The 17591-nt window shown below is 70.3% G+C and carries 17 protein-coding genes, 1 pseudogene and 1 riboswitch; of the genes and pseudogenes, 8 read left to right on the top strand and 10 right to left on the bottom strand.

Translation table 11 applies throughout. The annotated features are described in order from the left end of the window. The first annotated feature begins 45 nt into the window (after positions 1-45). Positions 46-648, top strand: coding sequence for a rhomboid family intramembrane serine protease (locus tag ACFPCY_RS34240; protein WP_378262277.1), 603 nt, complete (start codon positions 46-48; stop codon positions 646-648). A gap of 39 nt (positions 649-687) precedes the next feature. Here the strand turns inward: ACFPCY_RS34240 and ACFPCY_RS34235 are convergent, their stop codons facing one another. From ACFPCY_RS34235 to ACFPCY_RS34225, 3 genes are all read right to left on the bottom strand, one after another. After that, complete coding sequence (locus ACFPCY_RS34235) at positions 688-1593, bottom strand: SDR family oxidoreductase (RefSeq protein ID WP_378262275.1); 906 nt, start codon at positions 1591-1593, stop codon at positions 688-690. A gap of 162 nt (positions 1594-1755) precedes the next feature. Beyond that, a complete protein-coding gene (locus ACFPCY_RS34230; protein ID WP_378262273.1) occupies positions 1756-3216 on the bottom strand; it encodes a hypothetical protein in 1461 nt (486 codons plus the stop codon). A gap of 192 nt (positions 3217-3408) precedes the next feature. Next, positions 3409-3735 carry a DMT family transporter gene (locus tag ACFPCY_RS34225; RefSeq protein ID WP_378262271.1) on the bottom strand — a complete coding sequence of 109 codons (327 nt, stop codon included), beginning with the start codon at positions 3733-3735 and terminating at the stop codon, positions 3409-3411. A 35-nt stretch (positions 3736-3770) separates the two neighbouring features. Next, positions 3771-3837: riboswitch (guanidine-III (ykkC-III) riboswitch) on the bottom strand. Positions 3838-4268: 431 nt separating this feature from the next. On the opposite strand from ACFPCY_RS34225, the gene ACFPCY_RS34220 reads away from it, so the two are divergent. Continuing rightward, positions 4269-6104, top strand: coding sequence for an acyl-CoA dehydrogenase (locus ACFPCY_RS34220; RefSeq protein ID WP_378262269.1), 1836 nt, complete (start codon positions 4269-4271; stop codon positions 6102-6104). 207 nt (positions 6105-6311) lie between these two features. Beyond that, the gene (locus tag ACFPCY_RS34215; protein WP_378262267.1) at positions 6312-6551 is read left to right on the top strand and encodes a DUF6458 family protein; all 240 of its coding nucleotides are present in this window, start codon (positions 6312-6314) and stop codon (positions 6549-6551) included. A gap of 69 nt (positions 6552-6620) precedes the next feature. Here the strand turns inward: ACFPCY_RS34215 and ACFPCY_RS34210 are convergent, their stop codons facing one another. Continuing rightward, positions 6621-7496, bottom strand: coding sequence for a helix-turn-helix transcriptional regulator (locus ACFPCY_RS34210; RefSeq protein WP_378262265.1), 876 nt, complete (start codon positions 7494-7496; stop codon positions 6621-6623). Between the two features lie 399 nt (positions 7497-7895). Here ACFPCY_RS34210 and ACFPCY_RS34205 point away from each other — a divergent pair, with 399 nt between their 5' ends. Continuing rightward, positions 7896-8747 carry a hypothetical protein gene (locus ACFPCY_RS34205; protein ID WP_378262263.1) on the top strand — a complete coding sequence of 284 codons (852 nt, stop codon included), beginning with the start codon at positions 7896-7898 and terminating at the stop codon, positions 8745-8747. 202 nt (positions 8748-8949) lie between these two features. Here ACFPCY_RS34205 and ACFPCY_RS34200 read toward each other — a convergent pair whose 3' ends face one another. The 5 genes from ACFPCY_RS34200 to ACFPCY_RS34180 all read right to left on the bottom strand — a co-directional run bounded on the left by ACFPCY_RS34200 (position 8950) and on the right by ACFPCY_RS34180 (position 15509). Continuing rightward, on the bottom strand, positions 8950-10578 hold the full coding sequence (locus tag ACFPCY_RS34200; protein ID WP_378262261.1) for a dihydrolipoamide acetyltransferase family protein: 1629 nt from the start codon (positions 10576-10578) through the stop codon (positions 8950-8952). Positions 10579-10583: 5 nt separating this feature from the next. After that, positions 10584-11573, bottom strand: coding sequence for an alpha-ketoacid dehydrogenase subunit beta (locus tag ACFPCY_RS34195; RefSeq protein ID WP_378262259.1), 990 nt, complete (start codon positions 11571-11573; stop codon positions 10584-10586). Next, positions 11570-12706 (bottom strand): pyruvate dehydrogenase (acetyl-transferring) E1 component subunit alpha, encoded by a 1137-nt coding sequence (gene pdhA, locus ACFPCY_RS34190; protein WP_378262257.1) that lies wholly within the window; start codon positions 12704-12706, stop codon positions 11570-11572. Before pdhA ends, ACFPCY_RS34195 begins: the two co-directional genes overlap by 4 nt. A 397-nt stretch (positions 12707-13103) precedes the next feature. Beyond that, positions 13104-14687 carry a hypothetical protein gene (locus ACFPCY_RS34185; RefSeq protein ID WP_378262255.1) on the bottom strand — a complete coding sequence of 528 codons (1584 nt, stop codon included), beginning with the start codon at positions 14685-14687 and terminating at the stop codon, positions 13104-13106. A gap of 156 nt (positions 14688-14843) precedes the next feature. After that, positions 14844-15509: an ATP-binding protein gene (locus tag ACFPCY_RS34180; protein ID WP_378262253.1), complete on the bottom strand. Its 666-nt coding sequence runs from the start codon at positions 15507-15509 to the stop codon at positions 14844-14846. Positions 15510-15595: 86 nt separating this feature from the next. Here ACFPCY_RS34180 and ACFPCY_RS34175 point away from each other — a divergent pair. The 4 genes and pseudogenes from ACFPCY_RS34175 to ACFPCY_RS34160 all read left to right on the top strand — a co-directional run. Continuing rightward, positions 15596-16111: pseudogene (locus ACFPCY_RS34175) on the top strand (DUF5753 domain-containing protein); the annotation flags it as partial. Positions 16112-16139: 28 nt separating this feature from the next. After that, a complete protein-coding gene (locus ACFPCY_RS34170) occupies positions 16140-16298 on the top strand; it encodes a hypothetical protein (protein ID WP_378262251.1) in 159 nt (52 codons plus the stop codon). A 14-nt stretch (positions 16299-16312) separates the two neighbouring features. Then, positions 16313-16513: a DUF397 domain-containing protein gene (locus ACFPCY_RS34165; protein ID WP_378262249.1), complete on the top strand. Its 201-nt coding sequence runs from the start codon at positions 16313-16315 to the stop codon at positions 16511-16513. Between the two features lie 119 nt (positions 16514-16632). Next, positions 16633-16902, top strand: a complete 270-nt coding sequence (locus tag ACFPCY_RS34160; protein ID WP_378262247.1) for a DUF397 domain-containing protein — start codon at positions 16633-16635, stop codon at positions 16900-16902. 88 nt (positions 16903-16990) lie between these two features. Here the strand turns inward: ACFPCY_RS34160 and ACFPCY_RS34155 are convergent, their stop codons facing one another. Continuing rightward, the gene (locus ACFPCY_RS34155; RefSeq protein ID WP_378262245.1) at positions 16991-17587 is read right to left on the bottom strand and encodes a plasmid pRiA4b ORF-3 family protein; all 597 of its coding nucleotides are present in this window, start codon (positions 17585-17587) and stop codon (positions 16991-16993) included. Positions 17588-17591 lie beyond the last annotated feature (4 nt).

Below are 17591 nucleotides of genomic sequence, written 5' to 3'. Positions count from 1 at the left end.
GTTGACAGGACGGCGGCAGTCGAGCACGGCGACGGGGTGGGAACGATGAGCTACTCCCCGGTTCAACGGGAGAGTCGGGGCGAGGGCCTCGCGACGCAGGGCACGCGCGCCCTGGCCGCGGCGACCCTCATCCTGTTCGTCACGGCGGGCATGTGGGTGCTCGAAGGCATCGACTACCTCGCGGACGGACGCCTCGACCAGTACGGCATCCACCCGCACGACGTCGCCGACCTGCCCGACATCTTCACCGCGCCGTTCCTGCACGTCGGCTTCGCGCACCTGATGGCCAACACGGTGCCGTTCCTGATCCTCGGCTTCCTGGCGGCCGTCCGCGGCCTCGCCAAGTTCCTCGCCGCGTCCCTGGTCATCATCGTGGTCGGCGGCCTCGGCGTCTGGTTCACCAGCTCCGCGCTGACGCTCGGCTCCAGCATCCTGATCTTCGGTTTCTTCGGCTACCTCATCGGCCGCGGCCTGTTCGAGCGCCGCCTGGCCGACATCGCGATCGCGGTCGCCGTCGTCGCCGTCTACGGCACGATGCTCGTCGGCGTGGTGCCGAGCGACCCGTCCATCTCGTGGCAGGGCCACCTGTTCGGCCTGCTCGGCGGCGTCCTCGCCGCCTGGATGCTCCGCCGCTCCCGCACCGAATGACCCCCGTCGCCCGCCCCGCGTTCGCGGGGTCGTGGGTGGTCAGGGGCGGGGACGGACGGTGACCTCGGTGACCTCGGCGTCGCGCGGGGTCTCCAGCGCGGCGACGACCGTGCGGGCCATCGACTCCGGCGACGCGAAGTCGGACGGGTCGTACGCCGCGCCCTCCTGCGTCCGGATGCGGCGCTGCATGTCGGTCGCCGTTCGGCCGGGGAAGAACGAGGTGACGCGGATCTCCGGCTCCTCGGCGCGGACGGAGTCGGCGAGGGCGCGCAGGCCCCACTTGCTCGCCGCGTACGAGCTCCAGCGCGGGTTCGCGCGCAGCCCGGCCGTCGAGTTCACGTAGACGATCTGGCCGCGGGCGGCGCGCAGCGCGGGCAGCAGCAGCCGGGTCAGCTCCGCCGCCGACACGAGGTTCACCGACAGGTGCTCGATCCACTCGTCGGTCTCGGTGTCGACGACCCGGCCCAGGTGCGCGACGCCGGCCGCGTAGACCAGGCCGTCCAGCCGCGCGGGCAGCCCGGCGACGGCGAGCGCGGCCTCGATCCGGCGCGGCGCGGCGAGGTCGAGCGGCAGCGTCGTCACGCGCGTGTCGGTCGCGGTGCGCGCGCCGCCGTCCAAGCCCGGGCCGGACGCGCCGTGACCGGTCGCGCCAGGGCCGGTCGCGCCAGGGCCGGTCGCGCCAGGGCCGGACGTGCCAGGGCCGGACGTGCCAGGGCCGGACGTGCCCGGACCGGGCGCGCCGTGGCCCCCCGGCGCCCGGTCGGCGTTCACCTGGCGGATCTCCTGCGTGCGCGCGTGCGCGCCCCCGGACAGCCGCGCCTGGACGGCGGCGAGCCGCTCCGGCGACCGCCCGGTCAGGATCAGTTCGTGGCCGCGGTCGCGCAGCAGTTCGGCGACCGCGCCGCCGATGCCGCCGGTCGCGCCGGTGATCAGATAGGTGCCCATGAGTCTCCCCTCGCGTCCCACTCAACATGATCGACGCGGCGGGCGCGACTTTTGTTGCCACGGTCGGCCGTCCGGTGCGGCCGGTTTCGCTCCGGGGTCATTCGGCGCGTCCGATACCCGAGACACGGACGTCCGGGCGGGTCCTGGCCGTCCCGGAGGCCGTCATTCGGGACGCAGGACGCGGGTGACCCCGGCGATCAGCGCGGTCGCGAGCACCCACCCGGACGTGGTCAGCCCGTACGCCACCCAGCGCGTCCACCCGACCGGGTCGTACGCGCCCTGCAACCCGAACGAGTCGAGGGGGATGAGCAGGTCCAGGCTGTACACGAGCGCGTGGAAGCGCGGCAGCTCCACGCTGTCCTTGATCGGACGCGGCGGGACGGCCGAGAAGACGGCCGTCCCGACCCCGACGAGCGCGGCGAACCACGTGAACGCCAGCCACGGCCGGTAGCCGAACCCGACCGTCCAGTCGAGCAGGAGGCTCCAGATCCGCGGGATCCGCCCGAGCCGTCGCCGCCGCGCCCGCAGCTTCGCGAGCTGGACCTTCCGCGCCACGTCGTCGTGCCCGATCCCGTGGTACCAGGACGCGAGCTGCTCGTACGGCTGGAGGTGGAACTGGGGGTCGCGCGAGATCCAGCTCAGCCGCTCCTTCGGCGTGGCCGGGCCGCGCAGCGTCTGGTAGACGAGCCCGTCGAGGTAGATCTCCCGCGGCCAGATCCGCGGCTGGTCCATCAGGACGTCGACCCGCGAGTACGCCAGCGACAGCCTGCCCTTGACCGGCTCCGCGAGGTTCATCAGCAGCTCGTCCACGACCATGTGGCTGCCCTGCAGCGCGAGCCGCTCCGGATCGGTCGAGTCGAGGACGGCCGCGTCGAACGACAGCGTCCCGTTGACGCGCGCGTTGCGGAGCCGCACCGTCTTCTCGGCACTGAACCCCTTGGAGAACTCGGCGGCGTCCTGCACCACCATGTTCATCCCGTCGAGCGCGAGCCGTCCCGGATTGCGGACGGTCGTGCCCTCCATGAAGAGCCCGCCGTTCATCCGCGCCCCGACCAGCCGGACGCCGCCCTCGAACGTCGCGTTCCGCGCGAAGAACCCGACCTCGACGACCATCCCGCCGCTGAAGACGGCCCACCGCTCGGGATCGGTCTCGGTGATCACCGTCTCGTTCATGCGGAGCCCGCCGAGCAGCTGCGCGCGCGGCAGCCGGATCCCGCCGTCGAGCACCGACCGGGACAGGCTGACCGCCCCGTCGGCGTGCAGCCCGCCCGCGTCAAGCCCCGGCAGCCGGCAGTCGGTCAGCCGGAGCGTGTTGGTGCGGCAGTTGGAGAACTGCGGCTGCTCGACGATCCGGCAGGCCTTGAGGTGCAGCTCGTGCCGGACGGTCCCTCCGACGAGGTTGAGCTGCCCGATGACGTAGGCGCCGCGCACCCGGACGGCGGCGACGAACCCGTCGCGCGTCTCGCCGCCGCCGAGCAGCAGCTGGTTGATCACCTGGGCGCGCACCGTCCGGTCCGGATCCGGGCCCGCGGGCCGGTCGTCGCCGAACACGATCTCCGCCCCCGTGGGGAACGCGTGCCAGACCCGCCGCTCCGCGGGTGTCAGTCCGGGGGGTTCGCTCATCGCGACAGGTACGACGCCCGGCCCGTCCCAGCGGTTCCCGCTTCGTCCCGTCCGTCCGGAAATGCCCCAAGCGCCCCCGCTGCCGCGGCCAGTGCCGGGCCGGGACCGAAGCCGAGCCGGGGTGTGGCCGGGCCGGGGGCTTGGCGGCGCCAGGCTCGGGCGGGGCGGGGCGGGTTCAGGCCGGAGCGCGGATCAGTGCACGTTGGAACCGGCGAGGTTGAGCCCGACGATCCCGATGACGATCAGGGCCAGGGCGCCGATGCGCAGCGGCGACGCGCTGTCGCCCATGGCGACGATGCCGACCGTCGCGGTGCCGACCGCGCCGATCCCCGTCCACACGGCGTAGGCGGTGCCGACGTCGAGGGACTTGAGGGCGAGGCTCAGCAGGCCGAAGCTCGCGATCGCGAACACGGCGAACCCCACGGACGGCCACAGCTGGCTGAAACCCTTGCTGAGCTTCAGGCACGAGGCCATCGCGACCTCGAAGAGACCCGCGATGACGATGAGGATCCAAGCCACGAAAGAACTCCCGGACGTCGACGACCGTGCTGCTTGACGCGTCGTCTTCGCCTGCCGGGTACGGCGCGCTCCTCGTCCGGGAGGGCGGTCTTCGGCCCTCGTCTCGATCAACGGACGTGGTGATGCGGTTGTTCCCCCTGTGATCTGCGGAAAACGGGAGGCCCGCGCGGTTCGGCCCCGGGCCTCCCACGGTTCGGCGCGGGCCTCCCACGGTGCGGCCTGTTCCGGACGGGGAGTCGTCGCGTCTCAGGGGCTACCAGGGGTTGTGGAAAACCCCGGCGCGGCGTTGTGCGGGGGTGCGGACGGGTCGTCCGGTGGCGCGCACGGAGGTGGGACGCGCTTTGTGGGGCTCGTGAGTAGCGCGGCGGGCTTTCCCTGCTGTGAGGTGGGTCACTTCCGCGGCGCGTCGGCGAAAATCGCCGAGCTGGGGCGGGTTGCACGTGGTTACCAGCGGGTAGCATGATGTCGAGTTACTGACCAGTACGTAATGCGGGGCCCTCCCAGCCGCCGCCGAAACCCACGGAGTGTTCGTGATGGGGCACTACAAGAGCAACCTCCGGGACCTGGAGTTCAACCTCTTCGAGGTTTTCGACCGCCAGGACCTGCTCGGCAGCGGTCCGTACGCTGACCTGGACGAGGAGACCGTCCGCAGCATCCTGGACGAGGTGAACCGCCTCGCCGAGGGCCCGCTCGCCGAGTCGTTCACCGACGCCGACCGCAACCCGCCGGTGTTCGACCCGGCCACCGGCACGGTGACCATGCCGGAGTCGTTCAAGAAGTCCTACAAGACCTGGATGGACGCCGAGTGGTGGCGGCTGGAGCTGCCCGAGGCGCTCGGCGGCAGCAACGCCCCGCGCACGGTCTGCTGGTCGGTCGCCGAGATGGTGCTGGGCGCCAACCCCGCCGTCCACATGTTCGGTTGCGGCCCGTCCTTCGCGAAGCTGCTCTGGCAGATCGGCACCGACGAGCAGAAGCGGTTCGCCGAGCTGGCCATCGAGCGCGGCTGGGGCGCGACCATGGTGCTGACCGAGCCGGACGCCGGCTCGGACGTCGGCGCCGGCCGCACCAAGGCCGTCCAGCAGCCCGACGGCACCTGGCACATCGAGGGCGTCAAGCGCTTCATCACCTCGGCCGAGCACGACATGGCCGAGAACATCTTCCACCTGGTGCTGGCCCGTCCCGAGGGCGCCGGCCCCGGCACCAAGGGCCTGTCCATGTTCCTCGTGCCCAAGTACCACGTGGACCTGGAGACCGGTGAGCTGGGCGAGCGCAACGGCGCCTACGTCACCAACGTCGAGAAGAAGATGGGCCTCAAGGTCTCCACGACCTGCGAGCTCACCTTCGGCGAGAAGCACCCGGCCGTCGGCACGCTCGTCGGCGACGTCCACGAGGGCATCAAGCAGATGTTCCTCGTCATCGAGAACGCGCGCATGATGGTCGGCACCAAGGCCATCGCGACCCTGTCCACCGGTTACCTGAACGCGCTCGAGTACGCCAAGGAGCGCGTCCAGGGCGCGGACCTCACCCAGATGACCGACAAGACCGCGCCGCGCGTCACGATCACCCACCACCCGGACGTCCGCCGCTCCCTGCTCACGCAGAAGGCGTACGCGGAGGGCATGCGCGCCCTGGTGCTGCTCACCGCGTCCTACCAGGACGCCGTCCAGGTCGCCGAGCACGCGGGCGAGCGGAACGAGCAGGCCGAGAAGATCAACGACCTGCTGCTGCCGATCGTCAAGGGCTTCGGCTCCGAGCGCGCCTACGCGCTGCTCGGCGCCGAGTCGCTCCAGACCCTCGGCGGATCGGGCTTCCTGCAGGACTACCCGATCGAGCAGTACATCCGCGACTCCAAGATCGACACCCTCTACGAGGGCACCACGGCGATCCAGGGCCAGGACTTCTTCTTCCGCAAGATCCTGCGCGACCAGGGCGAGACGCTGAAGGTGCTCGCGGGCCAGATCCGGGAGTTCGCCGAGTCCGACGCGGGCAACGGCCGCCTCAAGGCCGAGCGCGCCGCGCTGCTCAAGGCGCTGGACGACCTCCAGGGCATCCTCAACCCGATGATCGGGTGGGCGCTCGCCTCCATGGAGAACCCGAAGGAGCTCTACAAGATCGGCCTGAACAGCACCCGCTTCCTGCTCGCCGCGGGCGACGTCGTCATCTCCTGGTTGCTGCTGCGCCAGGCCGAGGTCGCGCTCGCCAAGCTCGGCGGCGAGGGCCTGTCGGACGCCGACAAGTCCTTCTACACCGGCAAGGTCGCGGCCGCGCAGTTCTTCGCGCAGAACATCCTGCCGCGCATCGCCGCCGACCGCGTCGCCACCGAGGCCACCAACCTCGACGCGATGGAGCTCGCCGAAGAGGCGTTCTGACCTCTCCGAGGCCCCGAGCGCCAGGATCCTGACCCACTCCGCCTCCCGCGGAACTGGTGGCGACGGCCCCCGCCCTTCTCAGGGCGGGGGCCGTCCGCGTCCACCCGCGTCTGATATGTGCCTATTTACCGTTTCGATGGCGTGTGATGACCTCCCGGAACGGAAACCAAGACAACACGGCAGCGGAATGTGCGGCGGAGGTCACCCATGGGTCTCGGCGTCAGCGTCTTCACCATCACCCTCGGGCTGATCCTCAAGTTCGCGATCCAGCCGAACGCGATGCGCAACCCCGTCGACATCCACATCGTCGGGGTCATCCTCATCATCGTCGGAGGCGTCACCTTCGCACTCCAGCTGCTGATGATGGCCCGCATGCAGCAGCCCCGGCCGCGCGACCCGTCCGACCCCGACCGGCTCTACCGGGGCGACCAGCAGCCGCCGCCCTGACGCGCTGTTACGCGAGGCGTCCTACGCGCGCTTCCGAAGCGCTTTCTACGCGTGCTTCCGAGGCGCTTTCTACGCGTGCTTCCGAGACGCGTCCTTGGCGTGGTCCCGAGCCGCGTTTTCGTCGGTTTCGAGGCGCGTCCTGGTCGGTTCGTCCGGCTGGAGGACGGCCAGGTGCAGGCCCGGCGCCTCGCGGGGATCGAGCACGAGCTGGGTGAAACGCAGCTCGCCGAGCACCGGGTGATCGAGGACCTTGGCGACGTTGCCCGCCCGGTGCTGGACGTCCCGCTCGTCCAGCCAGCGGTCGGCCTCGGGCGACACCGCGCGGAGCCGCGCGAACAGGGCCGACAGCGCGGACGCCTCGGACGGATGCCGCGCGAAGGACTCCCGGAGCTCCCCGATGATCCGCCGCGCGTGGTCCTCCCAGTGGCGCGTCATCTTCCGGAGGTCTCGGGATGTGAACGTCTGCCAGGCGACATTGCGTTCGTCCAGCGGGATGTCGCCGTACCCGTAGACGAGATGCGCGGGCTCGTTGAAGGCCAGAACGTTCCAGGCGGCGTCCATCAGGACGGTCGGTGACCCCTGCTGCGCGAGCACGAGGCTTTCCAGGTGCTCCGAGACGACGCGGCCCGCGCGGCCCGGCGCGTCCGGCTCACCCGGGTGGACGCCGGCGAGCCTGAACAGGTAGTCGCGGGCGGGAGCATCGAGTCGCAGCGTGCGCGCGATCGCGTCCAGGACGGCGGGTGACGGGTTGATGTCCCGCCCCTGTTCGAGCCACGTGTACCAGGTGATCCCGACGCCGGACAGCGTCGCGACCTCCTCCCGGCGCAGGCCCGGCGTCCGGCGCCGCGTCCCCGGCTCGATTCCGGCGTCGGCGGGCGTCACCCGGGCGCGGCGCGTCCGTAGGAACCGGCCGAGCGCCGCCCGGTGCGCCTCCGAGCCGTCCATGGCCCCTCCCAACCTGGTAGTCGGAATGACAGTATCCGCACGATCTGCCGCTTCTCCGCCGCCGGGCCCAAGGTTGGACGCACCTGAGGAAGCGCCTAGTGAGGAGACCTCATGTCCAGCCTGAACGCGCGCGCCGGAAAGCGCGCTAGAACGTCCGCCGCCGCCTCTTTGACCGTTGTGCTCGGAAACGCCGCTGTCCTGGCCGGAAGCGCCGCTGTCGCGTTCGGTGGCGTGGCGGCGACCGTCCCGGCGGGTGCTTGGGCGCAGACCGCACCGTCCGCGCCGAGCCATGTGGGTGGTGCTTCATCGGGGGTCGTCCGCGGGCATGCGCCGAGCCGTGTGGGTGATTCCTCTGCGGCGGCCGTCCGCGGGCATGCGCCGAGCCTGCACCCGGAAGGCGTGGCGTGGGACCCGACGCGCAAGACCTTCCTGGTCGGCTCGCTGCGGCACGGGACGGTCGGGATCGTCCGGCGCGACGGCTCCGTCCGGACGCTGGTGAACGACCCGTCGCTGGTGTCGGTGACCGGGATCAAGGTGGACGCGCCGCGCGGACGCCTCCTGGTCGCGAACGCGGATCCGGGCGTCGGGGTGAAGACGTCCCCGGCGACGGCGAAGCACGTCGCCGGCGTGGGCGTGTACGACCTGCGCTCCGGACGGCGCGTCCGCTACGTCGATCTGGCCAAGGTCGCCGGTGACGGCGGCGAGCACTTCGCCAACGACATGGCCATCGCTCCGGACGGCACGTTCTACGTGACCGACTCGTTCGCCCCGGTCGTCTACCGGGTGCCTGCGCATGGGCGGACGTCGGTGTTCGTTCGGGACGCGCGACTGGCGGGAGGCGGAGGCTTCGGCGCGAACGGGATCGTCTGGCAGAAGCAACATCTCGTCATCGGCAACTACACGACCGGCCGCCTGTACCGGGTTCCGGTCACGCACCCGAAGGACGTGCGCGAGGTGCGGCTGAGCAGCGGACCGCTGCCGGGCGCGGACGGCATCGCGATCCGCCCGGACGGCACACTGATCGTCGCCACCAACAAGGTCGCCTCCACGGGCGCGGACGCGGTGTTCGCCGTACGGCCGTCCGGGAACTGGAGCAGCGCGCGGGTCACGCGCGCGGTGAACCCGTGGACGGACCCGGCCCCCACCGCCGTCACGATCAAGCCGGGCGGACGCGCCTACGTGCTGAGCGGGCGCCTGGACATTCTGTTCGGCGGCTCGACGTCCGACCGCTTCACGATCCGTCCCTTCTGAGGGGGAGCGTGGCGCTTGCGGGCGGCGCTGAAATGTCGAGGGGAGGGAGCCGGATTCTGGCTCCCTCCCCTCGAAGTTCGGGCCGGTCAGGCCATCAGGCCCGGCTCGGCGGCCGGAATGGTCGGGCCCGGCGCGTCGGCCGGGACGGTCGGGCCCGGCTCGGCGGCCGGAACGGTCGGGCCGGGCGCGCCGGCCGGGGCGGTCAGGACCAGGCGAGCAGATGGATCGGGTCCTCCAGCATCGCGCCGATGTCGCGGAGGACCTTGGAGCCGAGCTCGCCGTCGATGATGCGGTGATCGAACGACAGCGCCAGCGTGGTCACCTTGCGGATCGCCAGCTCACCCTCGTGCACCCACGGCATGTCGCGGATCTGGCCGAAGCACAGGATCGCGGACTCGCCGGGGGTGATGATCGGCGTCCCGGCGTCCACGCCGAAGACGCCCACGTTGGTGATGCTGATCGTCCCGCCGGTCAGGTCGGCCGGGCTCGCCTTCCCGGCGCGGGCCGTGGCGGTCAGCTCCGCGAACGCCCGGGCCAGCTCGGGCAGCGACAGCGTGTGCGCGTCCTTCACGTTCGGGACGATCAGTCCGCGCTCGGTGGCCGCCGCGATCCCCAGGTTCACGTAGTGCTTGACGACGATCTCCGCGCCGCCGCTGCCGGTCCCGCCGTTTCCGGCGTTGCCGTTTCCGGCGGTGCCGGAACCGTTCTGGGCGGCCGGCGCCTCCACCCACGTCGAGTTGATCATCGGGTACCGCGACACGGCCGTGAGCAGCGCCTTCGCGACGAGCAGCAGCGGCGAGACCTTCACCTCGGCGAACTCGGGAAGCCGGCGAAGCCGGGCCACGGTCTCGACCGTGCGGGTCACGTCCACCTGGAGGAACGTGGTGACGTGCGGAGCGGTGAACGCCGACCCGACCATCGCGTTCGCGGTGGCCTTGCGGACGCCGCGGACCTGGATCCGCTCCTCACGGACGCCGCTCGCTCCGGCCGCTGCGCCCGTCCGGACGCTTCCGCCGCTGGGCGCGGCGGCGGGCGCGGTCGGCGCGGCGGGTGCGGTCGGCGCGGCGGGTGCGGTCGGCGCCGCGGCCCCGGCGAGCGCCTGCTGGACGTCCTCGCGGGTGATGGATCCGCGGGGGCCGGTGCCGGTGATCGTCGAAAGGTCGACGCCGAGGTCCTTGGCCATCTTGCGGACGGGCGGCTTGGCCAGTGGCAATCCGTTATCCACAACCTGTGGGTAACTTCGCGGTGCCGTGGCGGGGCCGCCTACCGTGGGTTCCGGACGGGCCGCCTGAGGAGCGGCCGAAGCCTGAGGCGTCGCCTGAACGGACGGTCGAGTGACGGAAGGAGGAGGCGGCGACGGCTGCTTGCGCGGACGACGCTTGGTCGCGCCCTGCTTGACCCCGTAGCCAACGAGGACAGGCTGCCGCTTGGGCTGCTCGGGCTGGACGACGCCCGGCTCGTCCGCCTGCGGAACCATGTCCTCGGCCTTCCCGGCGACCCCGGCGGAGGCGACGCCGCCCGACGCCGCGTCCGACGCCGCGTCCGACGGTGTGCCCGACGGTGTGCCCGACGCCGCGCCGTCCTCGGGGGCCACGTCGACGGCGATGATGGGGGTGCCGACGTCCACCGTCGACCCCTCGTCCACCATCAGCTCGCCCACGGTGCCCTCGAACGGGCACGGCAGCTCGACGACGGCCTTGGCGGTCTCGATCTCGACGATCGTCTGGTTGACCTCGACCTGGTCGCCGACCGCGACGTGCCACTTGATGATCTCGGCCTCGGTGAGGCCCTCGCCCACGTCGGGCAGCTTGAACTGCTTGCGCTCGCTCATCGGCCTCACCAGGTGAAGGTCCGGTCGACGGCGTCGAGGACGCGGTCGAGGTCGGGCAGGTAGTGGTCCTCCAGCCGGGACGGCGGGTACGGCGTGGACGGCCCGCCGACGCGCAGCACCGGCGCCTCCAGCCGGTAGAAGCAGCGCTCGGTGATCCGGGCGGCCAGCTCCGCGCCGAAGCCGCTGAACACCGGCGCCTCGTGGACGACCACGCACCGTCCCGTCCGGTTCACCGACTCGGTGATCGTGTCGATGTCGAGCGGGTTCAGCGAGCGCAGGTCGATGACCTCGATCGAGCGTCCCTCCTCGGCCGCCGCCGACGCCGCCTCCAGGCACGTCTTCACCGACGGCCCCCAGGCGAGGACGGTCGCGTGCTCGCCCGGCGCGACGACCCGCGCGCTGTTCAACGGCGTCCAGGACGACGCGGCGGACTCGACGTCCACCGACGCCTTCTCCCAGTACCGCCGCTTCGGCTCGAAGAAGACCACCGGGTCGGGCGAGGAGATCGCCTGCTGGATCATCGTGAACGCGTCCGCCGGGTTCGAGCAGGCGACCACGCGCAGCCCGGCGGTGTGCGTGAAGTACACCTCGGGCGACTCCGAGTGGTGCTCGACCGCGCCGATACCGCCGCCACACGGGATCCGGATCACCACGGGCACCTTCGTCGCGCCCAGCGAGCGCATGTGCATCTTCGCGAGCTGCGTGATGATCTGGTCCGCGGCCGGGAACACGAACCCGTCGAACTGGATCTCCACCACGGGCCGGTAGCCGCGCAGCGCCAGCCCGATCGCGGTGCCGACGATGCCGGACTCGGCCAGCGGCGTGTCGATCACCCGCTCCTCGCCGAAGTCCTTCTGCAGCCCGTCCGTCACGCGGAACACGCCGCCGAGCTTGCCCACGTCCTCGCCCATGACGACGACCTTGGGGTCGTTCTCCATGGCCTTGCGCAGGCCCTCGTTGATGCCCTTCGCCAGGGTGATGGTCTCCGCGCTCACTGGGCCGCCCCCTCATCCTCGAACGACGCCAGGTAGGCGGCGAACTGCTCCTGCTCCTCGGTCATCAGCGGATGCGGCTCGGCGTACACGTGCTCGAAGATCGCCATCGGATCCGGGTCGGGCAGCGCCAGGCAGGCCTTGCGCAGCTCCATCGCCATCTTCTTGGCCTCGGCCTCGACGTCCTCGAAGAACGCCTGGTCCGCCTCGCCCTGCTTGACCAGGTACGACTTGACGCGCTCGATCGGGTCCTTGAGCTTCCAGGCCTCCTCTTCGGCCTTGAGGCGGTACCGGGTCGGGTCGTCGGTCGTCGTGTGGGCGCCCATGCGGTACGTGTAGGCCTCGATGAGCGTCGGGCCCTGCCCGTCCCGCGCGTGCGCGAGCGCCTTCTGCGTGACGGCGAGGCAGGCGAACACGTCGTTGCCGTCCACCCGGATGCCGGGGAACCCGAAGCCCTGCGCCCGCTTGTAGAGCGGGATCCGCGACTGCTTCTCCAGCGGCTCGGAGATCGCCCACTGGTTGTTCTGGCAGAAGAACACGATCGGCGCGTTGAACACGCTGGCGAACACGAACGACTCGTTCACGTCCCCCTGGGAGGTCGCGCCGTCGCCGAAGTAGGCGATGGTCGCGCCCGCCTTGTCCGAACCGAGCACGCCGTCCCGCTGGATGCCCATCGCGTACCCGGTCGCGTGCAGCGTCTGCGACCCGATCACGATGGTGTACAGGTGGAAACCGTGCTCCTTGGGGTCCCAGCCGCTGTGGTTGACGCCCCGGAACAGCCCCAGCAGCTTCAGCGGCTCGACCTGCCGGCAGTACGCGACGCCGTGCTCGCGGTACGTCGGGAACACCATGTCGTTGTCGGTCAGCGCCCGCCCGGAGCCGATCTGCGCGGCCTCCTGGCCGAGCAGCGACGCCCAGATGCCCAGCTCGCCCTGCCGGGTGAGGGCCACGGCCTCCAGGTCGATCCGCCGGACGCTGACCAGGTCGCGGTACAGCCCCCGCACCTGCTCGGCCGTGATCTCCAGCGGGTAGTCGGGATGGTCGACGCGCTCACCCTCCGGGGTGAGCAGCTGCACGAGCTCGGAGTCGGCGAGCCCGCCGGTACTCGGCGCGCCGCGCACGGAGTCGATCGTCATTGATGACACTCCTCGTTCGGGGCCGGTCCTCGGGATCGCCGCGAACCGACCGACCTCAGTGGCCTTCTTCCCCCGGGTAAAAGGGGACGAATGCCGCTCATGCCATCGTGGCAGACATCACACCCATGAACGCAAGACCCTGCTTACGAGGTTCCCTACCCGCCTCCGCCCGACATCACCCGATCCGCGCAGGCCACAGCACAGCCGCCCCCGGTCCTCCGCGAAGTGCCCGCCGCTGACGGCCGTCGGCCGGCAGCCCACGATCCACAGCCGCCCGCTGAACCCATGCCTCAAGCCCGACTCGGCAGCCGGTGAGGAACTCCAGAGCAGGTCAAAGCCGACCGGCCAACTCGCTTCACCGGCTGACGGCTCGGTTCAGCGCCCGCCCCCGCCTTGTTCAGGCGCGGACGAGGGTGACGGTCCGTCCGGACGGCGTGGTGGCCGCATCGATCTCGCTGCGGACGGCGATGGGCGGGGCGTTCTTCCGGCGGTCGAAAACGATGAGCGTGCCGGTGTCGAGACCGAGGTCGTCCAGGTAGCCGTCGAGCTGGCCGAGCCCCTTTTCGAGCGGGTCGCCGGACCGGTCGGTGCGGACCTTCAGCTCGAACGCCGAAAGCTGGACGGCACGGCATCCGCGCTCGTCCAGATGGGGCTTGCGGACGGCGATGTCCACCCGATCGCGGCCCACGGCGTATTCGCGGTCAATGAATCCACCGCCGTTCACGACGCGCTGGAGGTAGGCCATGAAGACCAGTTGGCAGGCGAACTCGTGGTAAGTCTCGCGCTTGTCCAGGATCTCCCCGTTGGCCCTCCAGAAGGCCACGAACTCGGACAGGAGCCGAGGGATGTCGAGCCGTCCGTCCGGCAAGAGAAAGGCGCGCGGATCGGCGTCGATCGACGCTTCGAGTCCCTGCGAAAGGACCCGGACGATGACCTCCTGATAAATCGGGTTGGCGATCTGCACCGGCCGTCCTCGGGAGACCAGCCCGAGGTCGCGGACGAAAGAGAGGTCGTCGTTGTAGGACTCGTCCCACTGCGGGAACGTCCCGGCCAGGATCGGCTCGACGACACGGTGCACCCGGGGTTCGCTGAGCCGGTCGACCAGCGAGTCGAGATGCGTCGCCCGCTCCAGGATGAGGCGCTCGACGGCCTCGTCCATGTGAGCGTCGCTGATCGGCTCAGAAAGCGGGACGCGCATCTTGCGGGTGACATGCCGAGCCAGAGCGTTCACCAGCCACGGCTGCCCCTGACTGGCCTCGAACGCCCGCTGGATGGCGTGCGGCGTGAACTCCTGTCCGGTCTCCTCGGTGTGCTGCCCATACAGCTCCGAAATCTCGGCGAAGGTGAAATCTTCGAGCCGCAGTGACTCCGCTTTGATGTTGAACGGGCTGGAGCCGCTTCTCTTCCCGGGATCGCCGCCCGAAGCCGTCTTGTAGTCCCGGACGTCGCGCAGCCCACACAGCGCTACCGAGTGAGGAAAATACTCGGGATTGGTCGTGTACCCGTTGCGGAGCTGGCTCAGGACGCTGACCATCCCGGCTCCGCTGAGCCCGTCGATCTCATCGAAGAACAGAACGAGAGGCCGGGGTGAACGACGGGACCACGCGGACAGCGCCAAACGAAGGCGCGAACCCGGAGATGATTCCGGCCAAGTCGGCGGCGGCAGGCAATCGGGCGGAATGTCGAAGGCTGCGCAGCCCTCGCGGATCGCAGTCAGCACCGCGTCTTCGGCGGCGCCATAGTCGTCGCCGGTGACCTTGGCGTCTTCGCAGGAGAAGTGGATCGCCAGGTACCGGCCCTCAGAGTTGAGGGTATGGGCCAAAGCGGCCAGCGTTGTGGTCTTGCCCGTCTGCCGGGGCGCGTGCAGAACGAAGTAGAGGCCGTCATCGATCAACTCGCGGGCTGCGGGGAGGCGTGGCTCCGGGGGCAACATGTAGTGCCGGTCCGGGCGGCAAGGTCCTGCGACATTGAAGAATCTCACTCTCGGTACGCTATCGGTCACGCAACTGGACGTGGTGGCGTTTCGCACGAGATCCGCCTTTCAGCGTGCTTCGGGGAAGTGAGGTCCGCCCGGCCAGGCGGGAAGGCACACCTCACCGACCGTGCGAGGGCTGCGACCTGAAGCGTCCGCCGCGGGTCAGCGAGCATCGAGCTCCTCGTTGCTCTGGACGATGATCTCGGCCAGTTCGGCGACGTCCTCGAACGGATAACGGACGGTCCCAGTGCTCGGCGCGGTGAGGAGAAGGCCGTTGCCGCGCGCCCACAGCGTGATCTCGGCGCGGACGGACAGGACTGCCATGCCCCAGCCCTCGCAGCGATGCACAGGGCCGATGCCGCGGACCAGCAACTCGTCTTCCACAAGACGAGTGGCCGCATGGCAGCCCGGCGGCGGGGGCAGTCGGGTCGCGGGGAGACCGCCGGGAAGTGGCGCGGCGAAGTAGACGGCCTTCCCGGAGACGGCGACGCCGCCGAGCCGGGCCCGTGAGCGCCGCACGCCCCATGCGCCGCGAAGTTCCCGGCACAGCGCATCCACGATTTCCAGGCCCCGACCGCTCTCGGCGTCCGCGTCCGGACGCGACGGGCTTCCCGGGCACGGTCCGCGCCAGGGCGCCGTGTCGAAGGCCGTGACGACGAGTTCGGAACGGCGGCCGCGCAGATGGAGCCGGAGTTCGGGGAGCCCGACGGGGGACGTCACGAGCCTGGCCCGGCCGCCGTAAGCGTGCGCGAAGACGTTCGTACTGATTTCGGAGACGGCCGTGCAGACGTCGGTGACCAGGTCAGAGGCGAGACCGAGATCGTCCATGACGCCGCGGACATGCCCCCCGCGCGGCCCGAGCGCACGTCTCGTCCGGCGGCAACGCCCAGGTCGCGCATCCGCCACCGAGCACGATGTCGCCCATCCTCCGCCGCGCCCCACTCCGCTCGTCCGAAGCCCACATGACACCCACCCTCGTGATCAATTGCTCACGGACTGCTACTACTTTCGGCATCGTGACTCTCTGGGGTGGGAGGTGCGTCCGTGAGGACGTCGCGGACGGCGTCAGCCTCGAGGCCGAGTGCAGGTCGATCGGGACCTTCGATGGAACGGTGCTGCACGGGCTCCTGCAGACCGACGACTACATTCGCGTCGGCCTGATGCAGTTCGTTCATCAATCGGAGGTGGAGCGCCGGGTAGAGGTGCAGCGGGAGCGCCGTAAAGCACTGTTCGCCCGCGATTCCGAACCGCTGAGGCTGTGGTCGATCATCGACGAGGGAGTCCTGCGACGGGCCGTCGGTTCGGGTGACCTGATGAAGGAGCAGTGCAGGAGTTTTCTGGAGCTCGCCGACCAGCCGAACGTCATGCTCCAAGTCCTTCCGTTCGGGGCGGGAGCTCACCCAGGCATGACCGGGGGCTTCTCCGCCCTCGTACTTCGCGGTCCCCCACCTGCACGACGTGGTCTGCGTCGACGTCCGGCCGGGCGTGATGTACGTGGAGGACGACATCCAGGTCTACCACTACACGCTGGCCTTCAATCAGCTCGCGATGAGCGCGCTCGGCGCGGATGAGTCCCTGACCTTCATCGCGGAGCTGGCGGAATCGCCATCAGGGTGACAAAATCCAAAAATATGGAACATAAAGCCAATTTGAATTGGCGGCGCAGCTCTCATTCGGGTGACTCCATGAACTGTGTCGAGGTCGCTGTGGCTCCTGCGGTGCAGGGTTTCGCGGTTCGGGACTCGAAGGATCCGGACGGGCCCCGCCTCGCGTTGGCCAGGCTTGACCTGGCGGAGCTGCTGGCCGATCTGAGACGGCGCCACCTCGGATGAGTATCCGGCCAGGCCCGGCACGACTGCCCGAGTCTGCTGCCCGTCCTGCGTAGATCATCGACAAGCGGGGCCAACGCCAGTACGGCCGAGCTGGTCGGAGAAGCAGGCGCCGCAACGGAATGCACTGTCATCCGTCGGCAGGAGCGGTGGTCACAGGACGGAGGCCTGCGTTGAGAAGTACAGGGCTCATGCAACTGAATGCGGACGCCGTTTGGCGGCGCAGCTCGCGTTCCGGCGAGGGGATGAACTGTGTCGAGGTCGCTGCGGTTGCTGCGGTGCATGGTTTCTTGGTTCGGGACTCGAAGGATCCGGACGGCCCTCGCCTCGCGTTGGCCAGGTCCGACCTGGCGGAGCTGCTGGCCGGCCTGCGGCGGCGCCACCTCGGATGAGGGGGCGATGACTTCACGCCGCCGCCCGTCGTCCTCGATGGAAGACATGGGGGCGGCCGAGGCCTTTTGCTGAGCTGGACCAGCCCGTTCAGGGCTCGGTGAGGACGCGGGCGTGGCGCGACAGGGCGGCGTTGACCTCTGCGGCGTCGAAGGCCGCCGGGTCGAACTCGTCGGCCGAGTCGAGGCCGAGCCACTCCAGGCGCTCCGCGTGGTCCTCGTGGTCCGGGTCGGCCAGGATCTCGATCAGGTCGCCGTAGCCCCAGACCCCGCCGCAGTCTTCGGGTGGCCCGGCGCGGCGTCCGGTGAGGCAGCGCGGGTAGGCGACGCCCGGCTCGGCCGGGGCGACGGCCTCCACGAGGATCTCGTGCTCCCAGCTGTCGCCGAAGTCGTACAGGTAGACGATCGTGTCCTTGGGACGGGCGGCCACCTGCTGGAGCCGGGCCGTCGCGGCGCTGCGGAATCCGAGTTCCCGGTCGGCGACCCCGTAGGTGCCCGAGCCGGTCTCGAACGACCACATGTGGTAGTTCTCCCAGCCGAACGCCGCCTGGAGGACCAGGTGCAGCGCGTCCAGTGGCATCGCCGAGGGAACCTCCAGCCGACGCCAGATCGGCGGGCGCAGGCCGGTCAACGTCACCTTGATCCGATGGACGGACGAAGCGGCCTTCCGGTGCTTTGTCGGAGCCATGCCT

Source organism: Actinomadura gamaensis, from assembly GCF_042652125.1.
Lineage (GTDB): Bacteria > Actinomycetota > Actinomycetes > Streptosporangiales > Streptosporangiaceae > Spirillospora > Spirillospora gamaensis.
Note: the sequence above shows the minus strand (reverse complement) of the source record. Positions and strands in the feature narration are given on the sequence as shown.